Source organism: Streptomyces sp. NBC_00019, assembly GCF_045041015.1.
Classification (GTDB): Bacteria; Actinomycetota; Actinomycetes; order Streptomycetales; family Streptomycetaceae; genus Streptomyces.
Map to the genome: position 1 here is coordinate 3,158,331 of NZ_CP108302.1, position 25,457 is coordinate 3,183,787.

Consider the following 25,457-nt stretch of genomic DNA (forward strand, 5'->3'; position numbering starts at 1 on the left):
GTCAGCTGACGCTGCATCAGTTTTGCTGTCATGCGCGCAGCATCGGCGGATTATCCGATTCCGGCTATAGCAACGTCTTCAACTTTTCCGCCAACAGATCCCATCGCCACTTCTCTTCGACCCACTCCCGCCCCCGCTCCCCCATCCGGCTCCGCAGTTCCGCGTCCGCGAGGAGTACGACGACGCGCTCGGCCGTCTCCTCCACCGAGCCGCCCCGCACCACCCAGCCGGTCTCGCCGTCCAGTACGGCGTCCGGGGCACCGCCCGAGTCCCCCGCGACCACCGGCAGCCCCGTCGCCGACGCCTCCAGGTACACGATCCCGAGCCCCTCGACGTCCAGCCCGCCCCGACGGGTCCGGCAGGGCATGGCGAAGACGTCCCCGGCGCCGAAGTGCGCGGGCAGCTCGGACCAGGGCACCGCACCGGTGAAGCGGACGGAGTCGGCGACCCGGGTCTCCGCGACGAGCCTGCGCAGCTCCTTCTCGTACGGCCCCCCGCCGACGATCAGCAGCACCGCGTCCGGCTCGGCGGCGAGGATCCGCGGCATCGCCAGGATCAGCGTGTCCTGCCCCTTGCGCGGCACGAGCCGCGAGACACACACGACCACCGGCCGGTCGGTCAGCCCGAGCCGGGCCCGCACGGCATCGCCACCCGACCCCGGATGGAAGGTCTTCTCGTCCACCCCCGGCGGCAGCTGCACCATCCGCGAGGCCGCCTCGGGCGTCAGCGCACCGGCGATCCGCGACCGCGTGTACTCGCCGAGGTAGGTGATCGTGTCCGTGCCCTCCCCGATCCGGCGCAGCAGCTGCCGCGCGGCGGGCAGCTGGGCCCACCCCGCTTCGTGCCCGTGGGTCGTGGCCACCAGCCGCTCGGCCCCGGCCTTCCTGAGCGCGGGCGCCATCAGCCCGAGCGGCGCGGCCGCCCCGAACCACACCGACGTACAGCCGTGCTCCCGCAGCAGTCCGACGGCCGTACGCGTGGCCGCGGGCGTCGGCAGGAGCATCGTCGTACGGTCGCGTACGACGGTGAAGGGCTGCTCGGCGTCGAAGGCGGCCGTAGCCTCGGCGCCCTCGCGGCCGCGCTTCCAGGTGGACGCGTAGACGACGAGCCGTTCCGGGTCGAGCCGCAGCGCCATGTTGTGCAGGAAGGCCTGGATACCGCCCGGCCTGGGCGGGAAGTCGTTCGTCACGATCAGGGTCTTGTGCATCGCCGCCGACCCTATCCAAAGCACCCGCCCACCCTGCTCCAAGGCCCGCCCGCGGCTCGGCGCGGCCGCGTTTATGGCAAGCACACAGGTGGACGGGACATCATGGCCATCTCAAGAGTGGCAACCTCAGAACGACGACGGGCGAACAGGGGCTCCGGTGGACATTGCGGGTGCGAGGCGGTCTCCGGCCGGACTGCTGGTGACCTGGGGGCTGACGCGGCTGCTGCTGCTCCTGTTCGTGCTCAAGGTCTTCGTCTTCCCCGGCCCGGACGTCACCAGCGATGTCTCCGTGATCTACCAGGGCTGGTACGACGTCCTGCGCACCGGCACGTTCCCGCTGGACGACGTCACCTGGCAGTACCCGCCGGCCGCCGCGCTCGCGATCCTCTCCCCCGGGCTGCTGCCCTTCCTCCCGTACGCGACGGCGTTCTTCGTCCTCGCCTTCCTCGCCGACCTGGTCGCCTTCTCCCTGCTCCTGTACGCGGGCCTGCGCCCCGGTCGCTCGCTGCGCGGCGCCTGGGTGTGGGTGGTGGGCGTACCGCTGCTCGGGCCGACCGTCTACGCCCGCTACGACGTGATGGTCACCGCCGTCGCGGTGGCCGCGCTGCTCGCGGGCGCACGGCACCCCCGCGTGGCGGGCGTTCTCGTGGGCTTCGGGGCGATGCTCAAGGTGTGGCCGGTGCTGCTGCTGGTCGCCGTCCGCAGGCGGAGCACCTGGATGGCGACGGCGGTCACCGCGGCCGGCCTCGCGGCCCTGTTCTCCGTCGCCATGCCCGGCGCCTTCGCCTTCCTGACCTTCCAGGCCGACCGGGGCACCGAGGTGGAGTCGCTGGGCTCCCTCGTCTTCCATGTGGCCCGGCAGTACGGCTGGGACGGCCAGGTGCTGCTGAACTACGGTTCGGTCGAGTTCCTCGGCCCCTGGGTCAACATCGTCAGCACGGCCGCCCTCGCCCTGACCGGTCTCGCCTTCGGCTGGCTGCTGCTGTGGCGGCTGACGGCCACCCGGTTCGAGGCGCACACCGCGGCCGACGCGGCCTTCGTGGCGGTGCTGATGTTCACCACGACCAGCCGGGTGATCAGCCCGCAGTACATGGTGTGGCTGATCGGTCTCGCGGCCGTGTGCCTGTGCTTCCGGGCGAGCCGGATGGGGGTGCCCGCCCTGATCGTGCTGGTGGCGTCCTTCGTGACGGTGCTGGAGTTCCCGGTCTACTTCGGCAACGTCGTCGCCAGCGACGGCCTCGGCGTCACCCTGCTGTTCATCCGCAACGGCCTGCTGGTCGTGGCGGCCGTCCTCGCGGCCGTGGAGCTGTGGCGCTCGACGGTGTCGCCCGAGACCGAGCCGTCCGTGCCCACTCAGGCCGCCCGGACGACAGAGACCTCGGTCACCTCCTGACGCCGGGCCGCGAGCAGGGCGACCGCCGCGCACTGGAGCGTCATGGACAGCGCGAGCGCCAGGCACACACCGGGCAGCCCCAGCCCCGACAGCCCGTACGCCAGCGGCAGTTGGACCGCCGTGCCGAGCAGCGTCACGCGCAGCAGCACCGGCGCCCCTCCGCTGCCCTCGAAGACCCCGCCGAGCGCGATGAAGCAGGCCATCAGCAGCAGATAGGGCCCGACACAGCGCAGGAAGAGCACTCCGTCGTGAGCGACGCCGGGTCCGGCGCCGAAGGCGGCCATGATCCACGGGGCGGTCAGGGCCAGCAGCAGGGCGGCCCCCAGCGCGAACCCTCCTGAGACCAGCACGGCCTGCCGCCCGATCGCCCGCCGCGCGTCCCGCCCGGCGCCCAGCAGATGCGCGGTGTGGATGGAGGCGGCCTGGCGTACGGCGTAGAAGCCCATGGTGGCCACGTACATGACCTTGTACGCGATCGAGTACCCGGCCACCGCCGTCACCCCCAGCCGCGCCACGATCGCGACCAGCACCAGCGCCCCGCCCTGCCGCACGGTGAAGTCGGCGGCCATGGGCAGCCCCGTGCGCAGCGTCCTCCGGAAGGCCACCCCGGGCCCGGCGGCGGTGCGCAGCAGCGCGTTCCGCCGCAGCGCCACCAGTCCCACCCCCAACGCCACGCCCCGGCACAGCACCGTCGAGGCGGCGGCGCCCTGGACGCCGTAGAGGTGGATGAGGAACGGGTCGCAGACCAGGATCAGCCCGTTGGCGAGCAGGGCCAGCCGCATCGGGGTCCTCGTGTCCCCCGCGCCCTTGAGGATCCCGTCGACCAGCTGCTGGGCGAAGAACACGGCGACGCCCGGCATCGAGACCGCGAAGTACCCGACCGCCAGCGGCAGCGCCTCGCCCCCGCCGAGGACCAGCCGGGCGAGCGGCTCCCGCAGCAGGAACCCACCCGCCACCACCAGCGGCGTGATCGCCCCGAACACCGCCCAGCCCCCGCGCACGGCCGCCCGCACGGCCCCCGGATCCCGCGCGCCCCGGGCGTGCGCGACCAGCACGGTCGTACCGGAGCCGAAGACCAGGGCGACGCCGAGCAGCACGTTCTCGGTGTTGGTCGCCACCGCGACGGCGGCGACGGCCGGGCCGCCGAGCCGGGAGACCCAGACGGTGTTGATGATCCCGGCGGTGACGGAGGCGAGGAGCGAGAAGTAGACGGGGTGGGCGAGGGCTATGAGCTGCCTGCGATGACTGTTCACGGGTGGACCCCCTCTTATCGAGCTACCTCTAATCGAGGTAGCTCGATAAGAGGTAGCATGGTGTCACGACACCCGCAAGGAGGAACCACGGTGCTGGAGCTGTCGATCCTGGGCTTCCTGGCCGAAGAGCCCCTGCACGGCTACGAGTTGAAGGAGCGCATCAAGGCGCTCAGCGGCCATGTCCGACCGGTCAGCGACGGCGCCCTCTACCCGGCGATCACGCGCCTGATCAAGGCCGGCAAGCTCGACCAGCACGAGGAGCCGGGCGCGAGCGCGGCCCCGCGCCGCATCCTCTCCCTCACCGACGAGGGCCGCGAGGACCTGCTGGAGCGCCTGCGCCACCCCAAGCAGGCCGAGATCACCGACCAGGTCCGCTTCAACACGGTCCTGTCGTTCCTACGACACCTGCCGGACCGCCACGAGCAGGCCGAGGTGCTCCGCCGCCGCCTGGACTTCCTGAACGCGCCCACGAGCTTCTTCTACGACGGTGGGGAGCCGGTCCGCGCGGAGGAGACGGACGACCTGTTCCGGGCGGGGATGCTGCGAGTCGCGCGGGCCACCGGGGCGGCGGAGCACGCCTGGCTGACGGAGGCGATCGAGAAGCTCGGTCAGCCCAGCCGAGCGCGCAGATAGTCCCGCCACCGCGCGGTGAAGTCGTCCAGGTCCGTGTCCAGGACCCGCTCCAGCGCGTCCTCGACCGCCCCGGCCCGCTCCTTGCGGGCACCCACGGCCTGGTAGAACTCCCGCAGTTTCGGCTCGCTCCACTGGTCCGCGACCATCCGGCACGCCATCCAGCCGCTCTCGTAGGCCTGCGCGAGTTCGGTCGCGTTGCCGCTGAAGCCGAAGTCCGCGTCCTCGGGCAGCGTCGCCGGCACCCGCCCGTCGGTCACGGCCCGCCAGAGTTCGGGGGCGGCCTGCGCGGGCGAGCGGCCGGAGCCGAGGTAGCCGACGAAGTCGGCGTACCCCTCGGACAGCCACAGGGGCGTGGCGGCGCTGGTGTGGGCGCGGGTGGCGACATGCGTGGTCTCGTGGGTGAGCACGACCTGCTTGCCGACATCGCCGAGGACGCCGTACGCGTCGGGGTTGACGATGATCCGGTCCGCGGGCGCGCTCGCCGGGGAGCCCGTCTCGCCCGTGGTGACGGCCGCGATCCCGCGGTACGAGGAGGCGGGCGAGCCGAGCAGCGCCGCCATGCCGTCCAGGGAGTTCGGTACGAGGACGACGACATGCCGGGACCAGTCGGTGCCCCAGGCCGCCGAGACGGCCGGAACGGCATGGTCCGCCAGATCGGCGAAGGAGTGCAGGATCTCGGTCGACTGCTCGGCGCCCAGGACGAGGCTGTGCTCGCCGCGCACGACGGCCACCTCGCCCTGGTCCCAGAGCTGCTCGGCGGACTTCTCGGCGGGCTTCTCCGTGTCCACGTACCACTGGCCGCCCGCGTCCAGGCTCAGCGTGAGGGTGCGGCCGACGCTGACCGGTGCGTTGTCGTAGCCCTGTATCCGGTAGTCGAGTTCGGCCTCGGCGGTGGCGGTGGCCCCGTCGCGGTGCAGGGCGGTCAGACGGTACGACCAGGCCGCGAACGGCACACCACGGGCGTTCTCGAACCAGTCCAGGTCACCCGTCCTGCGAAAAGCCGCCCGGTCCCGGTCCAGGACGGCGGCCGAGCGCCGGTCCAGGAGCCGCTGGACATCGGCCCTGGCGGTGTCGGAGGCGGGCCTGCCGCCGCATCCCACCAAGGAGACCAGCAGCAGGCACAGCGCCACGACACCGTGCTTCGACGCCCGCCTTCGACCAGCCATTTCCCGATCGTACGGCGGCGGCAAGGCGTTGGTCAGACCCTGGTGACCGTCGCCCCCGGCATCATGCCCACCGGGTCGTAGCGCACCGGTGCGCCGGGGTAGGGCGCGTGGATGACCTGGCCGTTGCCCACGTACATCCCGACATGGCTGGCGTCCGACCGGTAGGTGACCAGATCACCGGGCTGGGCCTGGGAGAGCGGGACCTGGCGGCCGACGTGGCGCTGGGCCTGCGAGGTGCGCGGCAGCGAGACACCGGCCTGGCGGTACGACCACACCATCAGGCCCGAGCAGTCGAACCCGGAAGGGCCGGTGGAACCCCAGACGTACGGCTTGCCGAGCGCGCCGCGGGCGGCGGCGACCGCGGCACCGGCCCGGGCGTTGGGCGGGACCGCGCTGCCGAGGTCGGGCATGTCCGCACGGCCCGACCGCGAGGCCCGGTCGTAGGCGGCGCGCTCCGCGGACGGCAGGGAGTTGAGGAGCTCACGGGCCTTGGCGAGCTTCTTCTCGACGGTCCGCTTGTGGGTCGCCACCGCCTTGCGGCTCTTCTCCAGCTCGGAGAGCTGCCCGGCCGTCTCCACGCGCTCCTGGGTGAGCTCGCGCATGGCCTCCTGGAGGTCTTTGAGCTCACCGGCCTGGTGGGCGCTGATCCGGTCGAGGGCGGCGGCCTTGTCGAGGTAGTCGTCCGGGTCGTCGGAGAACAGCAGGGCGAGGGAGGGGTCGAGGCCGCCGGCGCGGTACTGGGCGCCGGCCAGCGAACCGAGCGCCTCCCGCATGGAGTTGATGCGCTCCTGCTGCCGGGCGATCCGGTCCTGCGCGATGGAGACCTGCTTGCGGAGGGTGTCGGCGCGTTCGTCGGCCTTGTTGTAGGCCTCGGTGGCCTGCTCGGCCTGCTCGTAGAGACGGTCCACCTCGGCACGGGTGTCGTCGTGCGGCACGGCCGACGCCGGTACGGCTCCGAGGGCCGCGGCGGTGGCTGACAGGACACAGAGCGCGGCGGACGCGCCCCGGTCGAACCCGGACGGTACAAGGCGGCGATGGGACCCCACGGGAAGCCGCACTCCTTCCGCTGGCGGACAAGGACCTTCCCCGCCCGAGCAGAAGGCGCTCAGGGGGAAACGCGGCCGACAGTAACCCTGTGACCGGGCGGCGACCAACGACCTCCGCGGGCACACAACGTGACACCCCGCCACAGACGCAGGTCATGGGCGGGGCGTGGGGTCAGTTCACGTTGTGGCGATTCGCCCGAACGGGCGGCACGGTGTCGCGATCTTGAAGGAGTACGAGGCCTACGGGGCTCAGACCCGGACGCCGAACTGGAACGGCATGTTGCCGATCGACTCGTAGCGGACGACCGTGCCCGTGCGCGGGGCGTGGATCACCTGGCCGTTGCCCGCGTAGAGGCCGACGTGGTGCAGGTCGCCGTAGAAGATGACCAGGTCGCCGACCTTGAGGTCGGACTGGCTGTAGATCCTCGTGCCGTAGCTGGCCTGGGCCTGCGAGGTGCGCGGGATGCCGACACCGGCCTGGGCGTAGGCCCAGGAGGTCAGGCCCGAGCAGTCGTAGGAGGCGGTGCCCGTGGCGCCGTAGACGTACGGCTTGCCGAGCTGGCTCTGGGCGGCCGAGAAGGCGGCCGCCGCACGGCCGGAGGCGGCGCTGGAGTTGCCGAGGTCGACGCGCTCGCTGGCGGAGCGGCTGGCGCGGGCGTCCTCGGCGGCGATGGCGGCCTTCTCGGCGGCCGTCAGCGTGTTGAGGAGCTTCTGCGCCTCGCCGAGCTTGCCCTGGACTTCCTTCTTCTTCTTGGCCAGCTCGGTGCGGGTGCTCGAGAGGTCCTTGAGCTTCTCGGAGGCCTCGGAGCGCTCCTGGGCGAGCTCGCGCTGCTTCTCCTGGATCTTCTTCAGCGCGTCGACCTGCTGGGCGCTGAGCTGGTCGGCGGTGGATGCCTTGTCCAGGTAGTCGTCCGGGTTCGACGACAGGAAGAGCTGGAGGGAGGAGTCGATGCTGCCCGTGCGGTACTGGGCGGCCGCCGCCAGGCCCATGGAGTCCCGGAGGTCGTTGAGCTCCTCCTGGCCGCGGGCGACGTTGTCCTGGATCGTGGAGATCTCCTTCTGGAGCTTCTCCTGCTTCTCCTTGGCGCCGTTGAGCTTCTCGGTGGCCTGCTCGGCCTCCTCGTAGAGCTTGTCGACCTTGGACTTGACCTCGTCCTTGCTGGGCTTCTCGCTCGGCGCCGCGTTGGCGGCGTTGGCACTCAGAGCGACTGCAGCGGCAGCAGCTGTGGTCAGCACGGTCACGCGCGTGCGGCTCGGCTGCTTGGGTCGACGGTGGGACGCCACGGAGGTGAGCTCCTTCTTGTGAGTGATCACCCGTTCGGAGGTTCGAGCCCAGACCCTAGTGACCTTCTTGTGATCAGTTCAAATCCTCACGAGAAAAAACCCGTCACAGACTGCATTCTTTACATACAACTCACGAGCAGTAATGCTCGATTGACGCTACGTTGCGTGACGATTCCGCCAATTCGGACATTAAACCTGGAAGTTAAACGATCAGGACAGTCGTTTCAAAAGCATCGCCGAAGCGACAGGCCGGGCCCCCGCCTTGGCCACCCCGTCGGCGACCTCGCGGTCGGTGGAGGCGACGATGACCGGCCGCCCCGGCGGCTCGGCGCGCACCAGCTGACGGATCAACTCATCAGCGGTGACACCGGGCTTGGAGAACAGCACCCGCACCCCGCGCGGCGGCGCGAGCAGCACCGGCGCGGCCAGCTCGGCCCCGTCGAAGACACACGTCACTTCTGCCCCGGTTTGAGCGGCGAGCTGCGAGAGCTGACCGAGCAGCCTGAGCCGCTGCTTCTCCAGGGGCATCTGGGGATAGCCGGTCTTGGTGACGTTGTAGCCGTCGACCACCAAGTGCGCCTGCGGCAGGGCGAGAAGCTGGTCCAGGATCGCGGGGTCGTTCTCGGACAGGGCCCGCGCCGCGATGTCCTTCGGGGTCATTCGTCCCGGTTCGACCGCATCGACGGTCTCGGCCGGCCGTACGGACACCGGCGGCAACGCCAGCTCCCGGCGCAGCCCTTGGGCCGCGTCGAGCACGGTGTCCAGAAGCAGCCGTACCCGCATGTCCTCGACGCTGCGCCCCTCGCGGGCCGCCCTGCGGGTGGCCTCGAGGGCGGCCTCGACCTCGCCCAGGCGGCCCTTGAGCCGCCGGGACTCGACCTCGGCGGCGGAGACCTGGGTCTGCCCCTCGGCGCGTACGGTCTCGATCTCGCCCTGGATCTTGCGCAGGGCGGCCTCGCCGCGCTTGACGTCACTGAGGGCGGCGCGCAGCTTCCGGTGCAGCGATTCGGCTTCCTTCTTCGCCGACTCCAGCTCGGTGCGCAGCCGCTCGGTCTCGGTCCGGGTGTGCTCGCGCGCGTGCGCGAGCTCCTCGCGCAGTCGTTCCAGCTCGGCGCGGCTCTCCTCGTCGGCGCGCTCGGCGTCGGCCCGCTGGGCCTCCTCGCCGGCGGCCGTCACGAGCTTCACCCAGCCGGTGGGGCGCAGCACATAGGCCGCGGCCGCCACGTCGAGCGGATCCGCGGCCGGGGGCGGTGAGCCGGAGTCGAGGGCGCCGGAGAGCTCCGGCTGGGTCTCTCTGAACTTCTCCCCGATCCGCTGCCGGAACAGCGGATCGGTCTCCAGTGCCGCGGCCATCGCGTTACCGGCGAACTTGGCCCGCCGGTTGGGCGCGAACCGCGCGTACTGTCTGAGCTGTGCGGGCAGTTCGCCGACGGTCAGCCCGCCGAAGCCGTCGGACACGATCTGTACGACCCGGCGGCGCACGCCGTCGGGCAGCGGACGGTCGAGCACCTCAGCGGCGCCGTCGCCCGGCCCCCCGCCTGCGCTCTCCACCATCCGTCAACACCCCAACCGTTCCGCGGGGCCCGCTCCCTCAGGAGCCGGCGCCCGGCCTGTCCACGAGTTCCACCTGATCCACGGCATTGCACCAGCGGCAGCGCACCGACTCGATGGTCTCACTGACCACCTCGCGCTCCTCGACCTTCGGCTCACCGGCGAGGTCGAGGTGGACGTACTCGACGACCTTCGACGAGCGGGTCACATCGAAGCGCGTGAGGTTGCCACAGAGGGTGCAGCGCCACCGCGTCGAGGCGGTCGGCAGGGGAACCGTCATCGTGACTGTGCTCATTCCTTCTAGGTCTCTATTGTCCGTGACGCGCCGGTCTCCCGGCGCGTGTGGCCGTAACCCTACGGCCTGGCGGGGACTCGCCGCTGGTCCGTCCATGGCGGCGAGGCGGTCTGTCGGCTTGCGTCCCGTTACGTCATGCTCTGTGTTCATGATCAGCAACTGGAGCGTGGTGGCCGGCCGGGCGAGCAGATCGCTGTGGCGGTCGGCGCCGATGACCTACGGCCTCATCGCCCTGTGCTGCGCGCTCTTCGTGATCGGCCCGGCGGCGGGCCTCAATCCGGCGTACGGCGCCGGCGACGCGCTGCTGGCCGCCCAGCGCGCCTACTTCCACCGCTGGGGCGTGGTCCCCGCAGAACTGTTCGAGGGTTCGGCCAGAGCCGTGCTCACCCCGGCGACAGCGCTCTTCGTCCACGGCAGCTGGGTCCACCTCCTCGGCAACATGCTCTTCCTCTATGTCTTCGGCGTGCTGACCGAGGAACGGATGGGCCGCATCCAGTTCACGCTCTTCTACCTGGGCTGCGGCTATCTCGCCCTCCTGGGTTACGCGGCCGCCAACGCCGACTCCGAGCAGTCGCTGGTCGGCGCCTCGGGGGCGATCTCCGCGGTCCTTGGAGCGTTTCTCTACCTGTTCCCCGGGGCCCGGGTGACAAGCCTGCTCCCGTTCCTCTTCTTCCTCCCTCTGCGCTTCCCGGCCTGGGTCGTGCTGCCCTTCTGGGCGACCCTGCAGTGGCTGGCGGCGGGACAGGCGTCGCACGGCCCGGGGGTGGCGTATCTGGCGCACCTGGTGGGCTTCGGCCTGGGCTTCACCTTCGCGTGGGTGCGATTCGGCCGTGCCACTAGAGTGAAGACCGCCCCAGCTCCGGCCCCCGAGGGAGAGAACCAGCAGTGATCACCGCGATCGTCCTCATCAAGACCAGCGTGGACCGGATCCCCGAGATCGCCGAGTCGATCGCGGCCCTGGACTCCGTGAGCGAGGTCTTCTCCGTCACCGGCACCTACGACCTGATCGCCATGGTCCGGGTCAAGCAGCACGAGGACCTCGCCGAGGTCATCCCCGGCAGCATCAGCAAGATCCCGGGCGTCGAGGGCACCGACACCCACGTCGCCTTCCGCACGTACTCCCAGCACGACCTGGAGGCCGCGTTCGCGATCGGGCTCGACAGCTAGGCGGTGACGTCGAGGGCGGTGATGCCCTCGCTGGAGGCGGTGTAGAGGCGGTTCCCGTGCAGAACGGGGGCCGCCGTTCCGTACTGGAGGGCGCCGACCTCCACCTTCCAGCTCAACTTGCCGGCCCGTGTGAGGACATGGACCTGCGTGGGCGTCAGCAGGTAGATCAGCTCTCCGGCCGGCACCGGCTCCGAGAAGAAGTCCCCGGGGCGGTACTCCCAGAGCCGCTGCCCGTCCTTGTCGATCGCCAGGAGGACCTGCCCCTCCGGCTCGATGCCGAGGAACGCCACGTCGTCCGAGCCGCCGGCCGTGACGAACGCACTGCCGAGCCCCTTCTCCACCCACACCCGTAGGCCGTCGGCGCCGATCCCGAACAAGGTGCCCGCCTCGTCGCCCGTACCGACGGCCACCACGCCCCCGGTCACCGCCGGCCGGTCGACGTCACCGTTCACCTTGGCCTTCCACAGCTCCGCGCCGTCGGCGCCGGCGAGGGCGTGCAGATGGTTGTCGAAGCTCGGCGCGTAGAGGATGTCGTCCGCCACCAGGAGCTCGGCGTGCGGGGATCCCTGGAGCCCGGTGTTCCACCGGCTCTCGCCGCCCGCGTCGTAGGCACGGATCTCGCCGGCGCCTTCGAGGTCGGCCACGGCGTAGCCGACGGCCACCAGATCCCCGACCAGCACCGGATTGGTGACATAGCCCCCGCTGGGTGTGGACTTTCTCCACCGTTGCGTCCCGCCCGCGTTCAGCGCGAGCAACGAGGAGACGGGGGCACCCGCTTCGACATCGCTGACGACGGTGTAGAGGCCGTCCGATGTCACCACCGGGTTCGACACGGTGAGGGTGGCGATGTTGCCGAAGTCGCGCTTCCAGAGTTCCTTGCCGTCCGCTGCGATCGCCCGCAGAGTCCCGTCGGCCATCGGGACGTAGAGCACCTTCCCATCGGGCGACACCGTCCCCAGGGGGCCCTGCGAAGCGCTCGGCCTGGCGGCCGAGTACCGCCACCGGACCTTCGCCCCCGGCTTGCCGGAAGTCGAGGCCTTGTCCGGCGCGGTAGCCCCGCCCGTCTCGCGCCCCTCGTTCCCGGAGTCCCGCAGCCACAGCCACCCGCCGACCCCGCCCCCGGCAGCCACCACGGCCCCGCCGGTGAGGGCCTTCAGCAGCCCACGCCGCGAGGGCGAGGGACCGGGGACCACGGTCTCCGCCGGGACGTCGGGCACCGCCACATCCGGCACCGGCGTGTCCGTCGCCGTCACCGGCGCCACGTACTCGACCCGGCTCTCCCGCTCCCCCGACTCCCCCTGCGGAAGCCACCGTTCGTCACCCTTGACCGCGACGGACTCCGCCGAGGCGGCCCTGAACCAGCCGGACCGTACGCTCTCCCGCAGCGTTCCCGCCGTATGCCCCACGGCCCCGACCACCGCCTCCGGCGTCGGCCGCTCCTCCGGCTCGTCCCGCAGACAGGACTCCACCAGCGCCAGCAGACCCTCCGGGACGCCCTTCAGGTCGAAGTCCCGGGTCAGCACCCGCAGCAGGATCACCGAGTCCTGGCCCTCACCGAAGGGCTCGCGGCCGCTCGCCGCATACGCCAGCACCGCGCCCAGGGCGAAGACGTCGCTCGGCGGGCCGACCTGGCCACCGTTGCGGATCTGCTCGGGCGAGACATAGCCGACCGAGCCGACGATCGCGCCCGTGCGGGTCATCGCCGTGGCCTCCAGCGCCCGGACGATCCCGAAGTCGATGACCCGGGGGCCGTCCGGCGCGAGCAGGATGTTGGAGGGCTTGAGGTCCCGGTGGACCATGCCCTTGGCGTGGATCGCGCCCAGCGCCTCACCCAGCGCCGCCGCCAGCACCCGTACCGCCGGCTCCGGCAGCGCCCCGCCGTCCAGCACCGCGTCCCTGAGGTTCGGGCCCTCCACGAACTCCGTCGCCATCCACGGGTGCTCGCCCTCGGGGTCGGCGTCGACCACGCGCGCGGTGTACGTCCCCGTCCCGCCGACCGTCTGCGCGGCCCGCACCTCCTGCCGGAACCGGGCGCGGAAGGTGCGGTCCTGGGCGTACTCGGACCGCACGACCTTCACCGCAAGGCGCAGTCCCGCCCGTGACTCGGCGAGATAGACCTCGCCCATGCCGCCCGAGCCGAGCCGGCCCCGCACCTCGTACGGGCCGATCCTGCGTGGGTCCGTCGCGCGCAGCACCTGCACTTCCTGCTCCCCCGTCGGCGTGAACCTGTCGAGGAGGCAGGGTATAGCAGGCCCGTCAGCAGGTCAGACCGCCGGGACGCAACGGCCGTCCTCCGTGCGGTACTTCCACTTCGCGCCGTCCTGGACGAGCTCCTTGACGGCGGTCACGAAGCGCTCGACGTGCTCGTCCGGCGTCCCCGCGCCGAAGCTCACCCGGATCGCGTTGAGGGACTTCTCGCCGGGCGCGGCCTCCGGGGCTCCGCACTCGCCCTGGGTCTGGGGGTCGCTGCCGAGGAGGGTGCGGACGAGGGGGTGGGCGCAGAAGAGGCCGTCGCGGACGCCGATGCCGTACTCGGCGGAGAGGGCGGCGGCGAAGTGGGAGCTGTTCCAGCCCTCGACGACGAAGGAGATCACGCCGACGCGCGGGGCGTCGTCCCCGAAGAGGGAGAGGATCCGGACCTCCGGGACCTCGGCGAGGCCTGTCTTCACCTTCTCGATCAGGTGCTGCTCACGGGCGACCAGGGTGTCGAAGCCGGCCTCGGTGAGCGCCTTGCAGGCCGACGCGATGGAGTAGGCACCGATCACGTTCGGGGACCCGGCCTCGTGGCGGGCCGCGGTCTCGTGCCACTCGACGTCCACGCCGCCGTCCTCACGGCGGGTGACCTTGCGGCTCGCGCCGCCGCCGGCGAGGTAGGGGTCGGCGGCCCGGAGCCAGTCGGCGCGGCCCGCGAGGACACCGGAGCCGAAGGGCGCGTACAGCTTGTGGCCGGAGAAGGCGATCCAGTCGACGTCCAGGTCCTGCACGGAGACCGGGTGGTGGGGGGCCAGCTGGGCGGCGTCCAGGACGATCCGGGCGCCGTGCGCGTGGGCGGCGGCGGCCAGCTCACGCACCGGCCACAGCTCGCCGGTGACGTTGGAGGCGCCGGTCACGCAGACCAGGGCCGGGCCGTAGCCCTCTTGAATGGATGCAGTGCGGGCGGCGAGGGCCTGCTCCAGGGTCTCGACGGCCTGCTGCGGGGTGCGCGGGGCGTCGAGGTAGGTGACCCGGGCGTCCTTCCAGGGCAGCAGGCTCGCGTGGTGCTCGGTCTCGAAGACGAAGACCTGGCAGTCGGCGGGGAGGGCCTGGGCGAGGAGGTTCAGGGAGTCCGTGGTCGAGCGGGTGAAGATCAGCTGGTCGTCGGCGCGGCAGTCCAGGAACTCGCTGATCGTCTTCCGGGCGTTCTCGAAGAGGTCCGTCGAAAGCTGCGAGAGGTAGCCGGCACCGCGGTGGACGCTGCCGTAGTACGGGGCGTAGGCCGCCACGTCGTCCCACACGCGCTGCAGGGCGGGCGCGCTGGCCGCGTAGTCGAGGGCCGCGTAGGTGACCTCTCCGCCGGTGACGAGCGGGACGGTGACATCGCTGCCCAGAACGGACAGTGGGGCACAAATGGTCTGGGCGGCGGCAGCGGTGGAGACAGACATGGGGAACTCCCGTGAGAGAGCATGCCGAAGAAGGACATGCGGGGGTGAGGAAAAGGGTGCGCGGAGGCGGGGCTCGGCAGCCCTATCGCATTCGCTTGCTCACGGAAGACTCCCTCGAACGACCAGGACCCCTGGATTCGAGAGGGGCCCGCGCTTGCCGTAGACCTCGCTGCCTACGGCCTGGTCTTCACCCGGGGCACCCCGCCACGGACGGAGGGTTGCCGGACAGTCGGCCGGGGCCTCATGACTGTCACTCATGACCTGGTCAAAGAACGTACGCGATGTGATCGTCGTCCCGCAACCCGTGTCCGGATCGCGGGACGACACTCGTGGACGTCAGGCGTTGCTGGCCGCCGCCCAGCGCTCCAGGGTCCGCTTGGCGGCGCCGGAGTCGATCGACTCGGCCGCCTTCACCATGCCGGCCCGGATCTGGTCCACGAGCGGTGCCTCCGTCGGCGCGAACGCCATCAGCGCCGCGGCCGAGTTGAGCAGTACCGCGTCCCGCACCGCTCCGGTCCCGCCGTCCAGCAGACGTCGGGCGACCTCGGCGTTGAATGACGCGTCCGCGCCCCGCAGCGCCTCCACCGGCACCAGTTCGAGACCGACGTCCCGCGGGTCGAAGGCCTCCTCGCGCACCTTGCCGTCGCGGACGATCCACACCCGCGAAGTGGCCGTGGTCGTCAGCTCGTCGAGACCGTCGTCACCGCGGAAGACCAGCGCGGAGGAGCCGCGCTCGGCCAGCACTCCGGCGATGAGCCCCGCCATCCGGGTGTCGAAGCAGCCGACCGCCGAGGCGGTGACCCTCGCGGGGTTGGTCAGCGGGCCGAGCAGGTTGAACGAGGTCGGGATCCCGAGGTCCCGGCGGACGCCGCCGACGAACCGCATCGACGGGTGGAACTTGGCCGCGAAACAGAAGGTGATGCCGGCCTCGTCCACCACCTGGGCCACCCGCGCGGGCGACAGGTCCAGGTTGATGCCGAGCTTCTCCAGGACGTCGGAGGAACCGCTCGCCGAGGACGAGGCCCGGTTGCCGTGCTTGACGACCTTCGCCCCGGTGCCCGCGATCACGATGGCGGACATCGTCGAGATGTTGACCGTCTTCGCCCGGTCGCCGCCGGTGCCGACGATGTCGACGGCCGGCCCGGGGATGTCCAGCGGCTGCGCGTGCGCGTACATCGCCTCGACGAGACCGGTGATCTCCTCGACCGTCTCCCCCTTGGCCCGCAGCGCCACCATGAACCCCGCGATCTGGGCGTCCGTGGCCTCGCCGCTCATGAAGCGGTCCATCGCCCACGCCGTGTCACCGGAGCTCAGGTCCTGCCCGGCGAGCAGGGCGCTCAGTACGTCGGGCCAGGAACGGCCCGCCGCGATGTCGCCTCCAGCGGGGGTCACAGCGCTCATAAGGCCGCTCCAGGATGTCGTAGAAGAGTGTGCCCCCACCCTATCCAGCCGCAGGGCACGGCAAAGGGCCCCGTCCGGTGTTCGGACGGGGCCCTTCGGCGCGCGTGGCGAGCGCAGCGATCAGTGGTGGCCGTGGCCGCTCGTGATCTCCTTGTACTCCTCGGCGGTCGGCTTGGGGATCTGGGACTCCTCGCCGAAGTAAGCCTTGCTCAGCTTGACCCGCAGCTTCTCGGAACCCTTCACCTTGCGCTCGACGCCGTTGTCGTCGACCGTCGGGCCGATCTCGGCCGGCACGTACTGCTCGTGCGCGGTGAGCGTGTGCAGCGCGTCCTGGGTGAGCGGCTCGTGCACCTCGATGAACTCACCGTGCGGCAGGCGCTTGATGATGCCCGACTCGCGGCCGTGCAGCACCTTGTCCTTGTCGCGGCGCTGGAGGCCGAGGCAGATCCGCTTGGTCGCGACGAACGCGAGCACCGGGGCGACGAAGAACGCGATCCGGACGAACCAGGTGATCGAGTTGATCGACAGGTGGAAGTGCGTGGCCCAGAGGTCGTTTCCACCGCCGATGAGCAGCACCATGTACCAGGTGATCCACGCGACGCCGAAGGCCGTACGGGTCGGCGCGTTGCGCGGGCGGTCCAGGATGTGGTGCTCGCGCCTGTCGCCGGTGACCCAGGCCTCGATGAACGGGTAGACCGCGATCGCGACCAGGACCAGCGGGAAGATCACCAGCGGGATGAACACACCCAGGACGAGCGTGTGACCCCAGAAGTTGATCTCCCAGCCCGGCATCACACGGATCAGACCCTCGGAGAAGCCCATGTACCAGTCGGGCTGGGCGCCCGTGGACACCTGGTCCGGCCGGTAGGGGCCCATGGACCAGATCGGGTTGATCGAGGCGATCGCCGAGATGACCGCGATGACACCGAAGACCAGGAAGAAGAAGCCTCCGGCCTTGGCCGTGTAGACCGGGAACAGCGGCATGCCGACCACGTTCTTGTTGGTCTTGCCGGGGCCCGCGTACTGCGTGTGCTTGTGGACGAACACCAGGATCAGGTGCGCCACCATCAGGCCGAGCATGATGCCCGGCAGCAGCAGGACGTGGACCGAGTAGAAGCGGGCCACGAAGTCGCCGCCCGGGAACTCGCCGCCGAAGAGGAAGAACGACAGGTACGTGCCGACGATCGGCACGGACAGGACCGCGCCCTCCATGAAGCGGACACCGGTGCCGGAGAGCAGGTCGTCCGGGAGCGAGTAGCCGGTGAAGCCGGTGAACATGCCCAGGACGAACAGCAGGAAGCCGAACAGCCAGTTGACCTCACGCGGCTTGCGGAACGCGCCCGTGAAGAACACGCGCATCATGTGCACGAACATGCCGGCGAGGAAGATCAGCGCCGCCCAGTGGTGGATCTGCCGGATCAGCAGACCACCGCGCACATCGAAGGAGATGTGCATGGTCGAGTTGAACGCCTCGGACATCAGCTGTCCCTGCAGCGGGACGTAGCTGCCGTGGTACTCCACCTCGTTCATCGACGGGTGGAAGAACAGCGTCAGATACACACCCGTGAGGATGATGATGATGAAGCTGTACAGGCAGATCTCACCCAGCATGAACGACCAGTGGTCGGGGAAGATCTTGCGCATGTTGGCCTTGGCCAGGGAGTAGATCCCCAGCCGGCCGTCGGCCCAGTCGGCGAGCTTCTCGCCGGCCGGCGCCTTCCCGCGTTCGCGGGCGGGCTCGTTGTTCTCGTTGGTGCTCATCCGCGCTCCCAGAAGGCAGGACCGACAGGCTCTTCGAAGTCGCCCTGCGCTTCGAGGTAGCCCTCGTCGTTCACGGCGATGCGCAGCTGCGGCAGGGCGTGACCGGCGGGGCCGAAGATCACTCGGGCACCGTCGGAGAGGTCGAAGGTGGACTGGTGGCAGGGGCAGAGGACGTGGTGCGTCTGCTGCTCGTACAGGGAGATCGGGCAACCGACGTGGGTGCAGATCTTCGAGTACGCGACGATGCCCTCGTGCGACCACTCGAGCTCGCGCTTGTCCTTGATGTCGTCCGGCTGGAGCCGGACGATCATCAGGGCCGCCTTGGCGATCTCCGTCTGGAACTCGTGGTCGTCCTCCTCCAGGCCGTCGGGCTTGGCGAAGGTGAGCGAACCGACGGCGACGTCCGAGGGGCGCAGCGGCTCGTTCGTGTTCATGTTGACGAGCAGCAGCCCCTTCTTCCACATGGTGTGGCGGAGCTTGGTCCCGGGCAGCGGGCCGAGGTCACGCAGCAGCACGACTCCGGCGAGCGGCACCAGGGTGAGCGCACCGAGCATCGTGTTGCGGATCAGCTTGCGACGGCCGATCGCGGACTCCTTGGTGCCCGCCTTCCAGTCGTCGAAGACCTTCTCGCGGACCTCGGGAGTGGCCGAGATCGGGTGCCGCTCGTCGACCATCTCCTCGTCGGACATCAGCGTGCGGGCCCAGTGGACCGCGCCCGCGCCGATCGAGAAGAGCGCCACACCGAGGGTCAGACCGAGCGCGAAGTTCAGCGCGTTGATGTGACCGATCGGGAAGACGTAGATCGCCTTGTCGTGCGGCACCGCCACGTACGAGGCGATGAAGGCGACCGTGGCCAGCATCGACAGCGTGAACAGGAAGGCGACCACGCGCTCGGAGCGCCGGGCTGCCACCTCGTCGATGTCCTGGACGCGGTGCTCGTGGGGCGGCAGGCCGGGGTCGGCGAACGGGTTCTTGTCGTCCGCGACGCTTACCGCACCATGTGAGTCCTGCTCTGCGGGCAGGTTCTCGTTCTCTTCCGGAATGTCTTGGCTACTCATGACTTCTTGGCCTTTGCGGTCCGGGCGGCGAGCCAGACGGCAACCGCGATGAGCCCACCGAGTCCGAACACCCAAGCGAACAGACCCTCGCTGACCGGACCGAGTCCGCCCAGTTCGAGGCCGCCGGGGCTCTCGGTGTCCTCCCCGTTGACCGCGTCGAGGTACGCGATGATGTCCTGCTTGTTCTGCTCCGACAGGATGGTGTCGGGGAACGACGGCATGTTCTGCGGGCCGGTCTGCATGGCCTCGTAGATGTGCTTCGGGTCGACGCCCTCGAGCTCGGGCGCGAACTTGCCGTGCGTCAGCGCGCCACCCTTGCCGGTGAAGTTGTGGCACTGCGCGCAGTTGGTGCGGAACAGCTCGCCACCCTTGGCGATGTCCGCTCCGTCCGGGCTGTACTCGTTCTTCGTCGGGATGGCCGGACCGGCACCCAGCGAGGAGATGTACGCGGCGAGCTGGTCGATCTCGGCCTGCGTGTAGATGACCTTCTTCTTCGGGACCTGCGCGCCGGGCTGCTGGGCCGGCATACGGCCGGTGCCGACCTGGAAGTCGACGGCCGCGGCGCCCACACCCACGAGGCTCGGGCCGTCGGTGGTGCCCTGACCACCGGTGCCGTGGCAGCTTGCGCAGCCCACGGCGTACAGCTTCTTGCCCTCCTCGATGGTGAGGGACTGGGCGGTCTCATCGGCCTGCGCCTTGTCCGCCGGCGCGAACGCGGCGTACAGCCCCCCGGTGGCCGCCAGCGCGAGGAGTAGGACGACGACCGCCGCCAGCGGATGGCGTCGTCGTGCGGAGAGCTTTTTCACGGATTACCCCGGTGTCAGGATCTTCTGCGTCGATGCTTCTGGAATGTGCGGGAGCGGGCCCTGCTACTTGATCAGGTAGATCGTGGCAAAGAGGCCGATCCAGACGACATCGACGAAGTGCCAGTAGTAGGACACGACGATGGCGGCGGTCGCCTGCTCGTGCGTGAACCTCTTGGCCGCGTAGGTGCGGCCGAGAACGAACAGGAAGGCGATGAGGCCACCCGTCACGTGCAGACCGTGGAAACCGGTGGTCAGATAGAAGACCGAGCCGTACGGGTCCGAGGAGAGCGAGAGGCCCTCGTGCTTCACCAGCTCGGTGTACTCGTACACCTGACCGCCGATGAAGATCGCACCCATCACGAACGTGACGATGAACCACATCCGGAGCTTCTTCACGTCACCGCGCTCGGCGGCGAACACGCCGAGCTGGCAGGTGAGGGAGGAGAGCACCAGGATCGTGGTGTTCGTCGCCGAGAACGGGAGGTTCAGGAAGTCTGCCTTCTCCTTCCAGAACTCGGGACCGGTCACCGATCGGAGGGTGAAGTACATCGCGAAGAGGGCCGCGAAGAACATCAGCTCGGAACTCAGCCAGATGATGGTTCCGACGCTGGTGAGGTTCGGCCGGTTGACCGACGGGTGCGCGTGCCCGGTTTCTACTGTCGTTGCTGTCGCCACGACCGACATTATGTCGGTCCCTTATCCCGCCCTCACTCCCGGGGGTGCCGTTCGGGGTGTCCGCAGGGTGTGTACTGCCCGTATGGCCCATCGCGGGGGTGTTCAAGCGGGTGTTGACCGGCTGTTCAAGGGAGTAGCATCCGCCGCATCGGGCTCTGCCCGTTCATGGCCGTACGACACTGATGTCACGGAGGAACCATGCAGGCGACCGCCACGGTGCTGGTCTACAGCGACGACTCCAACACCCGCGAGCAGGTGCGGCTCGCCACCGGACGCAGGCCCGCTCCCGACGTCCCCCAAGTCGAGTTCGTGGAGTGCGCGACGCCTGCCGCCGTCATCAAGGAACTGGACCGGGGCGGTATCGACGTCGCTGTCCTGGACGGCGAGGCCGTGCCCATGGGCGGCATGGGGCTGTGCCGGCAGGCCAAGGACGAGATCTTCAACTGCCCGCCGGTGCTGCTGCTGATCGGGCGCCCCCAGGACGCCTGGCTGGCCACCTGGAGCCGTGCCGAGGCCGCGGTGACGCATCCCGTGGACCCGGTGGAGTTCGCGCCGGCGCTGGCGTCCCTGCTGCGTCAGAAGAAGGCTCTGAGCGCCTGATACGGCCGCTCAGACCGATTCGGGACGCAGTCTCGCCTTCTCCTCCGGGCGGGGGCCGTCGGGGCTTCCGCCCACCAGGGCGCTGCCGTTGCGCCACTTCTTCCAGCCGAGGTTCCAGTCCCCGAAGCCGTTGCCGAAGGCTTCCATGGTGTCGCCGTAGGAGTTCACGACCTTGACGACGTCACCCTCACGGACGTTGTCGAAGAACCACTCGGCGTTGCCGGTGCTCATGCCCGTGCAGCCGTGGCTGACGTTGGCATAGCCCTGTGACCCCACCGACCAGGGGGCGGCGTGCACGTACTCGCCGCTCCAGGTGACGCGGGTGGCGTAGTAGACGGGCAGGTCGTACGACTCCGAGGAGCCCTCGGAGATACCGATGCTGGTGCCGCGCATCCGTACGAAGTACTCCTTGCCCAGTACGACCTTGACGCCGTTGCGGGTCTCGAAGCCGGGCTTTCCGGTGGTGACCGGGATGTCGTTGATCGCCTTGCCGTTCTTGTAGACCGTCATGGAGTGCGAGGACGCGTCCGTGACGGCGATGACCCGGTCGCCCGTGGTCAGCTTGAGGGGCTTGACCTTGCCGCCCCACAGCCGATCGCTGATCTTGATGCCGTCCAGATTGCTTCGAACCTGGATGGTGGCCTTGCTGGGCCAGTACTCCTTGGGGCGGTAGTGGAGTTCCTTGTCGTCCACCCAGTGCCAAGCGCCTTCCACGGCGGGCATCGAGTCGACCTTGAGCGCGCGCTCCACGATGGCCCGCTGCGCCTTGTCCTTGACGGGCTTGCTGAGTTCGGCCGTGATGGGCTGGCCGACGCCGTACTTGCCCGCCTTGGGACCGAAGGTGACCTTCAGGCGCTTCTTGGTGAGGGGCTTGCCGGTGTCGAAGGCGAGGACCTTGCGGCCGGGCGCCCCGTCCTCGTCCTCGGTGCTCACCCGCACCGTGTAGTGGGCGCTGGCGGCCAGCGGGCTGGTGCTGTGCCAGCGGGTGCCGTCGGCGGAGAGTTCGCCCGCCACATAGCGTCCTGTCGCGTCCAGGGCCGTGACGTCCGTGATGCGCCCGTCGTCGTCCTCGGCGGTGACTTCCAGGGGCTTGTCCGGGTCGGCCTTCTTGCCGTCGCCCGAGGGGCCGTTGAAGGAGATCTGGTCCGCCGCGTCGTACGGCGCCGCCGACAGCGGGCTGCCCTCGCTGCTGCAGGCGGTGCCGCCGGCGGTCAGGGCGACCACCAGCAGCGTGCAGGAGATGACGGTGCGTGTACGCGGAGTCTGGCTCATGACTTCACGCTAGGAAGCTTCGTCAGCGGCGGCGCGGTGGGTAACTCGTACGAGGGAACAGCACTGCTGCAAAAGCGGGAGCCCGGACGCTCCTGTCGGAGTGTCCGGGCTCTTTTGCGCTCAGCTCGTGCTACTGGGTGCGGTTCTCACCGCGGTAGTACTCGAAGACCCAGCCCCACAGGCCGATCATGATCAGCGGCGCCGAGAAGTACATCAGCCACCAGCCGATCGCGATCGACAGGAACGCCAGCGCGCCACCGATGGCGAGCGACAGCGGCTGCCAGCTGTGCGGGCTGAAGAACCCGACCTCGCCGGCGTCGTCCGCGACGTCCGCCTCCTTGTTGTCCTGCGCACCGACGTCGACCCGCTTGGCCGTGAAGCCCAGGTAGAAGCCGATCATGATGCACAGGCCGAAGGCCAGGAAGAGCGCCGTGGTACCGGCAGGCTCCTTCGACCACACGCCGTAGACGACCGCCATGGCGAGCACGAAGACGCTCAGCCACATGAACAACCAGCCTTGGACCTTCACTTGCCGGCCTCCTTGCCACCAGCCAGGGCCTTCTCACCGTGAGGCGCGTTCTCGAGCTGATCGAGAGCCGCGATCTCCGGGTGATGCAGGTCGAACGCCGGGGATTCGCTGCGGATCCGCGGCAGGGTGAGGAAGTTGTGCCGCGGGGGCGGGCAGGACGTCGCCCACTCGAGCGAGCGGCCGTAGCCCCACGGGTCGTCGACCTCGACCTTCTTGCCGTACTTGGCCGTCTTCCACACGTTGTAGAGGAAGGGCAGGACCGACGCGCCGAGGACGAACGAGCTGATCGTCGAGATCGTGTTCAGGGCGGTGAAGCCGTCGGCGTTCAGGTAGTCCGCGTAACGACGCGGCATGCCCTCGGCACCCAGCCAGTGCTGGACCAGGAAGGTGCCGTGGAAGCCGATGAACAGCGTCCAGAAGGTGATCTTGCCGAGGCGCTCGTCGAGCATCTTGCCGGTCATCTTCGGCCACCAGAAGTGGAAGCCGGAGAACATCGCGAAGACGACGGTGCCGAACACCACGTAGTGGAAGTGCGCCACCACGAAGTACGAGTCCGAGACGTGGAAGTCCATCGGCGGCGAGGCCAGGATGACACCGGTCAGACCACCGAAGACGAAGGTGATCAGGAAGCCGGTGGCCCAGAGCATCGGGGTCTCGAAACTCAACGAGCCCTTCCACATCGTTCCGATCCAGTTGAAGAACTTCACGCCTGTTGGCACGGCGATGAGGAACGTCATGAAGGAGAAGAACGGCAGGAGCACACCGCCGGTGACATACATGTGGTGCGCCCACACCGTCACGGACAGACCAGCGATCGAGATCGTCGCGGCCACCAGGCCCATATAGCCGAACATCGGCTTACGGGAGAAGACCGGGATCACTTCGGAAATGATTCCGAAGAATGGTAGGGCGATGATGTACACCTCTGGATGGCCGAAGAACCAGAAGAGGTGTTGCCATAGCAAGGCCCCGCCGTTGGCGGAGTCGAAGACATGCGCACCGAACTTGCGGTCCGCCTCCAGGGCGAACAGCGCGGCCGCGAGGACCGGGAAGGCCAGCAGGACCAGCACCGCGGTCAGCAGCACGTTCCACACGAAGATCGGCATGCGGAACATGGTCATGCCGGGTGCGCGCATGCAGATGATCGTGGTGATGAAGTTGACCGAGCCGAGGATGGTGCCGAAGCCGGAGAAGGCCAGACCCATGATCCACAGGTCGGCACCGATGCCCGGGCTGCGGACCGCGTCGGACAGCGGGCTGTAGGCGAACCAGCCGAAGTCCGCCGCGCCCTGCGGGGTGAGGAAGCCACCGACCGCGATGAGCGAGCCGAACAGGTACAGCCAGTAGGCGAACATGTTCAGCCGGGGGAAGGCCACGTCCGGCGCGCCGATCTGCAGCGGCATGATCCAGTTCGCGAAGCCGGCGAACAGCGGCGTCGCGAACATCAGCAGCATGATCGTGCCGTGCATCGTGAACGCCTGGTTGAACTGCTCGTTCGACATGATCTGCAGACCGGGGCGGGCCAGCTCGGCGCGCATGAACAGCGCCATCAGACCACCGATGCAGAAGAACGCGAACGACGTGACCAGATACAGCGTTCCGATCGTCTTGTGGTCAGTGGTGGTGAGCCACTTGATCACGACGTTGCCGGGCTGCTTGCGCCGGACCGGCAGTTCGTCCGCGTAGTGGGACTCTGCCGCGGCACCCTGGGGTTCGTTGAGGATGCTCACAGGTTGTTCGTCTCCCGGTTCTTCTCGTGGGCGGTCTGCTCGATGCCCGCGGGAACGTAACCGGTCTGCCCCTTCTCGGCGAGTTCCTTGAGGTGCTGCTCGTAGCGCTCGGGAGAGACGACCTTCACGTTGAACAGCATTCGGGAGTGGTCGACGCCGCAGAGCTCGGCACACTTGCCCAGGAAGGTGCCCTCCTTGTTGGGGGTCACCTGGAAGGAGTTGGTGTGCCCCGGGATGACGTCCTGCTTCATCAGGAACGGCACCACCCAGAAGGAGTGGATGACGTCACGCGAGGTGAGGATGAAGCGGACCGTCTTGCCCTTGGGGAGCCAGAGGGTCGGACCCGGGTTGTTGGTCTGCGGGTTCCGGGTGCCGGGCGTACCGACGTCGTAGACACCGCCGGCGGCGGCCGGGAACTGGTCCTTGAACCGCTGCGGGATCGCGTCCAGATTCTTGTCGGTCTTCGCGTCACCGGTGGAACCGTCGACGTTCTCGACGTAGTTGAAGCCCCAGCTCCACTGGAAGCCGACGACGTTGACAGTGACGTCGGGCTTCTTGTCGAGGCTCAGGATCTTCGACTCGTCACGAGCCGTGAAGTAGAAGAGCACCGAGACGATGATGAGGGGGACCACCGTGTACAGCGCCTCGATGGGCATGTTGTACCGGGTCTGCGGAGGAACCTCGACCTTGGTGCGGCTGCGCCGGTGGAACATGGCGCTCCACAGGATCAGGCCCCAGACCAGCACGCCGGTGGCGAGCGCGGCCGCCCACGAGCCCTGCCACAGGGAGAGGATCCGCGGAGCCTCTTCGGTGGTGGGGGTGGGCATACCAAGGCGGGGGAAGTCCTTGTATGTGCAACCGGTCGCGGTCGCCAGGACCAGGCCCGCGGTCATTGCCTGCAGCAGCTTCCGCCGCATCGGGCGCCGCGGCGAGCGGTCGGAGCCGTTGGGACTCACGTAGCGCCTTCCCGAGAGTCTCGCCCGCGCGTA

The 25,457-nt window shown here is 69.4% G+C and carries 23 protein-coding genes and 1 riboswitch; of the genes, 5 read left to right on the forward strand and 18 right to left on the reverse strand.

The features are described 5' to 3' along the window. Positions 1–64: 64 nt before the first annotated feature. On the reverse strand, positions 65–1,207 hold the full coding sequence (locus tag OHU89_RS15100; RefSeq protein ID WP_405643117.1) for a glycosyltransferase family 4 protein: 1,143 nt from the start codon (positions 1,205–1,207) through the stop codon (positions 65–67). A 157-nt stretch (positions 1,208–1,364) separates the two neighbouring features. Between OHU89_RS15100 and OHU89_RS15105 the strand changes: the two genes are divergently transcribed. Next, complete coding sequence (locus OHU89_RS15105; RefSeq protein WP_405643119.1) at positions 1,365–2,600, forward strand: glycosyltransferase 87 family protein; 1,236 nt, start codon at positions 1,365–1,367, stop codon at positions 2,598–2,600. Here the strand turns inward: OHU89_RS15105 and OHU89_RS15110 are convergent. Beyond that, positions 2,561–3,853, reverse strand: a complete 1,293-nt coding sequence (locus OHU89_RS15110; protein ID WP_405643121.1) for an MATE family efflux transporter — start codon at positions 3,851–3,853, stop codon at positions 2,561–2,563. The genes OHU89_RS15105 and OHU89_RS15110 overlap by 40 nt on opposite strands. 90 nt (positions 3,854–3,943) lie before the next feature. Here OHU89_RS15110 and OHU89_RS15115 point away from each other — a divergent pair, with 90 nt between their 5' ends. Beyond that, complete coding sequence (locus OHU89_RS15115) at positions 3,944–4,486, forward strand: PadR family transcriptional regulator (RefSeq protein WP_266893525.1); 543 nt, start codon at positions 3,944–3,946, stop codon at positions 4,484–4,486. Here the strand turns inward: OHU89_RS15115 and OHU89_RS15120 are convergent. From OHU89_RS15120 to OHU89_RS15140, 5 genes are all read right to left on the reverse strand, one after another. Continuing rightward, complete coding sequence (locus OHU89_RS15120; RefSeq protein WP_405643123.1) at positions 4,462–5,652, reverse strand: hypothetical protein; 1,191 nt, start codon at positions 5,650–5,652, stop codon at positions 4,462–4,464. The genes OHU89_RS15115 and OHU89_RS15120 overlap by 25 nt on opposite strands. Before the next feature lie 32 nt (positions 5,653–5,684). Then, positions 5,685–6,698 carry an NlpC/P60 family protein gene (locus tag OHU89_RS15125; protein ID WP_405643125.1) on the reverse strand — a complete coding sequence of 338 codons (1,014 nt, stop codon included), beginning with the start codon at positions 6,696–6,698 and terminating at the stop codon, positions 5,685–5,687. A gap of 249 nt (positions 6,699–6,947) precedes the next feature. Next, a complete protein-coding gene (locus OHU89_RS15130; protein ID WP_405643126.1) occupies positions 6,948–7,982 on the reverse strand; it encodes an NlpC/P60 family protein in 1,035 nt (344 codons plus the stop codon). 210 nt (positions 7,983–8,192) lie between these two features. After that, positions 8,193–9,536 carry an NYN domain-containing protein gene (locus tag OHU89_RS15135; protein ID WP_405643127.1) on the reverse strand — a complete coding sequence of 448 codons (1,344 nt, stop codon included), beginning with the start codon at positions 9,534–9,536 and terminating at the stop codon, positions 8,193–8,195. A gap of 37 nt (positions 9,537–9,573) precedes the next feature. Further along, positions 9,574–9,813 (reverse strand): hypothetical protein, encoded by a 240-nt coding sequence (locus OHU89_RS15140; protein ID WP_037719539.1) that lies wholly within the window; start codon positions 9,811–9,813, stop codon positions 9,574–9,576. A 163-nt stretch (positions 9,814–9,976) separates the two neighbouring features. Here OHU89_RS15140 and OHU89_RS15145 point away from each other — a divergent pair, with 163 nt between their 5' ends. Continuing rightward, positions 9,977–10,717 carry a rhomboid family intramembrane serine protease gene (locus OHU89_RS15145; protein ID WP_405643129.1) on the forward strand — a complete coding sequence of 247 codons (741 nt, stop codon included), beginning with the start codon at positions 9,977–9,979 and terminating at the stop codon, positions 10,715–10,717. Next, entirely contained in the window at positions 10,714–10,995 is a 282-nt protein-coding gene (locus OHU89_RS15150; RefSeq protein WP_046261229.1) for an Lrp/AsnC family transcriptional regulator, read from the forward strand. Before OHU89_RS15145 ends, OHU89_RS15150 begins: the two co-directional genes overlap by 4 nt. On the opposite strand, the gene OHU89_RS15155 is transcribed toward OHU89_RS15150, so the two are convergent. The 7 genes from OHU89_RS15155 to OHU89_RS15185 all read right to left on the reverse strand — a co-directional run bounded on the left by OHU89_RS15155 (position 10,992) and on the right by OHU89_RS15185 (position 20,346). Then, positions 10,992–13,196 carry a protein kinase domain-containing protein gene (locus OHU89_RS15155; protein WP_405643131.1) on the reverse strand — a complete coding sequence of 735 codons (2,205 nt, stop codon included), beginning with the start codon at positions 13,194–13,196 and terminating at the stop codon, positions 10,992–10,994. The genes OHU89_RS15150 and OHU89_RS15155 overlap by 4 nt on opposite strands. A 63-nt stretch (positions 13,197–13,259) precedes the next feature. After that, positions 13,260–14,636: an aminotransferase class V-fold PLP-dependent enzyme gene (locus tag OHU89_RS15160; protein WP_405643133.1), complete on the reverse strand. Its 1,377-nt coding sequence runs from the start codon at positions 14,634–14,636 to the stop codon at positions 13,260–13,262. A 145-nt stretch (positions 14,637–14,781) separates the two neighbouring features. Continuing rightward, a riboswitch (SAM riboswitch) is annotated at positions 14,782–14,898 on the reverse strand. Between the two features lie 74 nt (positions 14,899–14,972). Further along, positions 14,973–16,037 carry an anthranilate phosphoribosyltransferase gene (gene trpD / locus OHU89_RS15165; protein WP_405643135.1) on the reverse strand — a complete coding sequence of 355 codons (1,065 nt, stop codon included), beginning with the start codon at positions 16,035–16,037 and terminating at the stop codon, positions 14,973–14,975. A gap of 120 nt (positions 16,038–16,157) precedes the next feature. Then, complete coding sequence (locus OHU89_RS15170; protein ID WP_405643137.1) at positions 16,158–17,798, reverse strand: cytochrome bc complex cytochrome b subunit; 1,641 nt, start codon at positions 17,796–17,798, stop codon at positions 16,158–16,160. Further along, entirely contained in the window at positions 17,795–18,856 is a 1,062-nt protein-coding gene (locus OHU89_RS15175; RefSeq protein ID WP_405643139.1) for a Rieske 2Fe-2S domain-containing protein, read from the reverse strand. Before OHU89_RS15175 ends, OHU89_RS15170 begins: the two co-directional genes overlap by 4 nt. Further along, on the reverse strand, positions 18,853–19,662 hold the full coding sequence (locus tag OHU89_RS15180; protein WP_405643141.1) for a c-type cytochrome: 810 nt from the start codon (positions 19,660–19,662) through the stop codon (positions 18,853–18,855). The genes OHU89_RS15175 and OHU89_RS15180 overlap by 4 nt, the downstream gene beginning before the upstream one ends. 63 nt (positions 19,663–19,725) lie before the next feature. Continuing rightward, complete coding sequence (locus OHU89_RS15185) at positions 19,726–20,346, reverse strand: heme-copper oxidase subunit III (RefSeq protein ID WP_171141838.1); 621 nt, start codon at positions 20,344–20,346, stop codon at positions 19,726–19,728. 189 nt (positions 20,347–20,535) lie between these two features. On the opposite strand from OHU89_RS15185, the gene OHU89_RS15190 reads away from it, so the two are divergent. Continuing rightward, positions 20,536–20,937: a hypothetical protein gene (locus OHU89_RS15190; protein ID WP_405643143.1), complete on the forward strand. Its 402-nt coding sequence runs from the start codon at positions 20,536–20,538 to the stop codon at positions 20,935–20,937. 9 nt (positions 20,938–20,946) lie between these two features. Here OHU89_RS15190 and OHU89_RS15195 read toward each other — a convergent pair whose 3' ends face one another. The 4 genes from OHU89_RS15195 to coxB all read right to left on the reverse strand — a co-directional run bounded on the left by OHU89_RS15195 (position 20,947) and on the right by coxB (position 25,424). Beyond that, on the reverse strand, positions 20,947–22,209 hold the full coding sequence (locus OHU89_RS15195; protein WP_046261220.1) for an Ig-like domain-containing protein: 1,263 nt from the start codon (positions 22,207–22,209) through the stop codon (positions 20,947–20,949). Positions 22,210–22,339: 130 nt separating this feature from the next. Then, positions 22,340–22,738, reverse strand: a complete 399-nt coding sequence (locus OHU89_RS15200; protein ID WP_405643146.1) for a cytochrome c oxidase subunit 4 — start codon at positions 22,736–22,738, stop codon at positions 22,340–22,342. Beyond that, positions 22,735–24,468 (reverse strand): cytochrome c oxidase subunit I, encoded by a 1,734-nt coding sequence (ctaD, locus tag OHU89_RS15205; RefSeq protein WP_405643147.1) that lies wholly within the window; start codon positions 24,466–24,468, stop codon positions 22,735–22,737. The genes OHU89_RS15200 and ctaD overlap by 4 nt, the downstream gene beginning before the upstream one ends. After that, a complete protein-coding gene (gene coxB / locus OHU89_RS15210; protein WP_266893500.1) occupies positions 24,465–25,424 on the reverse strand; it encodes a cytochrome c oxidase subunit II in 960 nt (319 codons plus the stop codon). Before coxB ends, ctaD begins: the two co-directional genes overlap by 4 nt. Between the last annotated feature and the right edge of the window lie 33 nt (positions 25,425–25,457).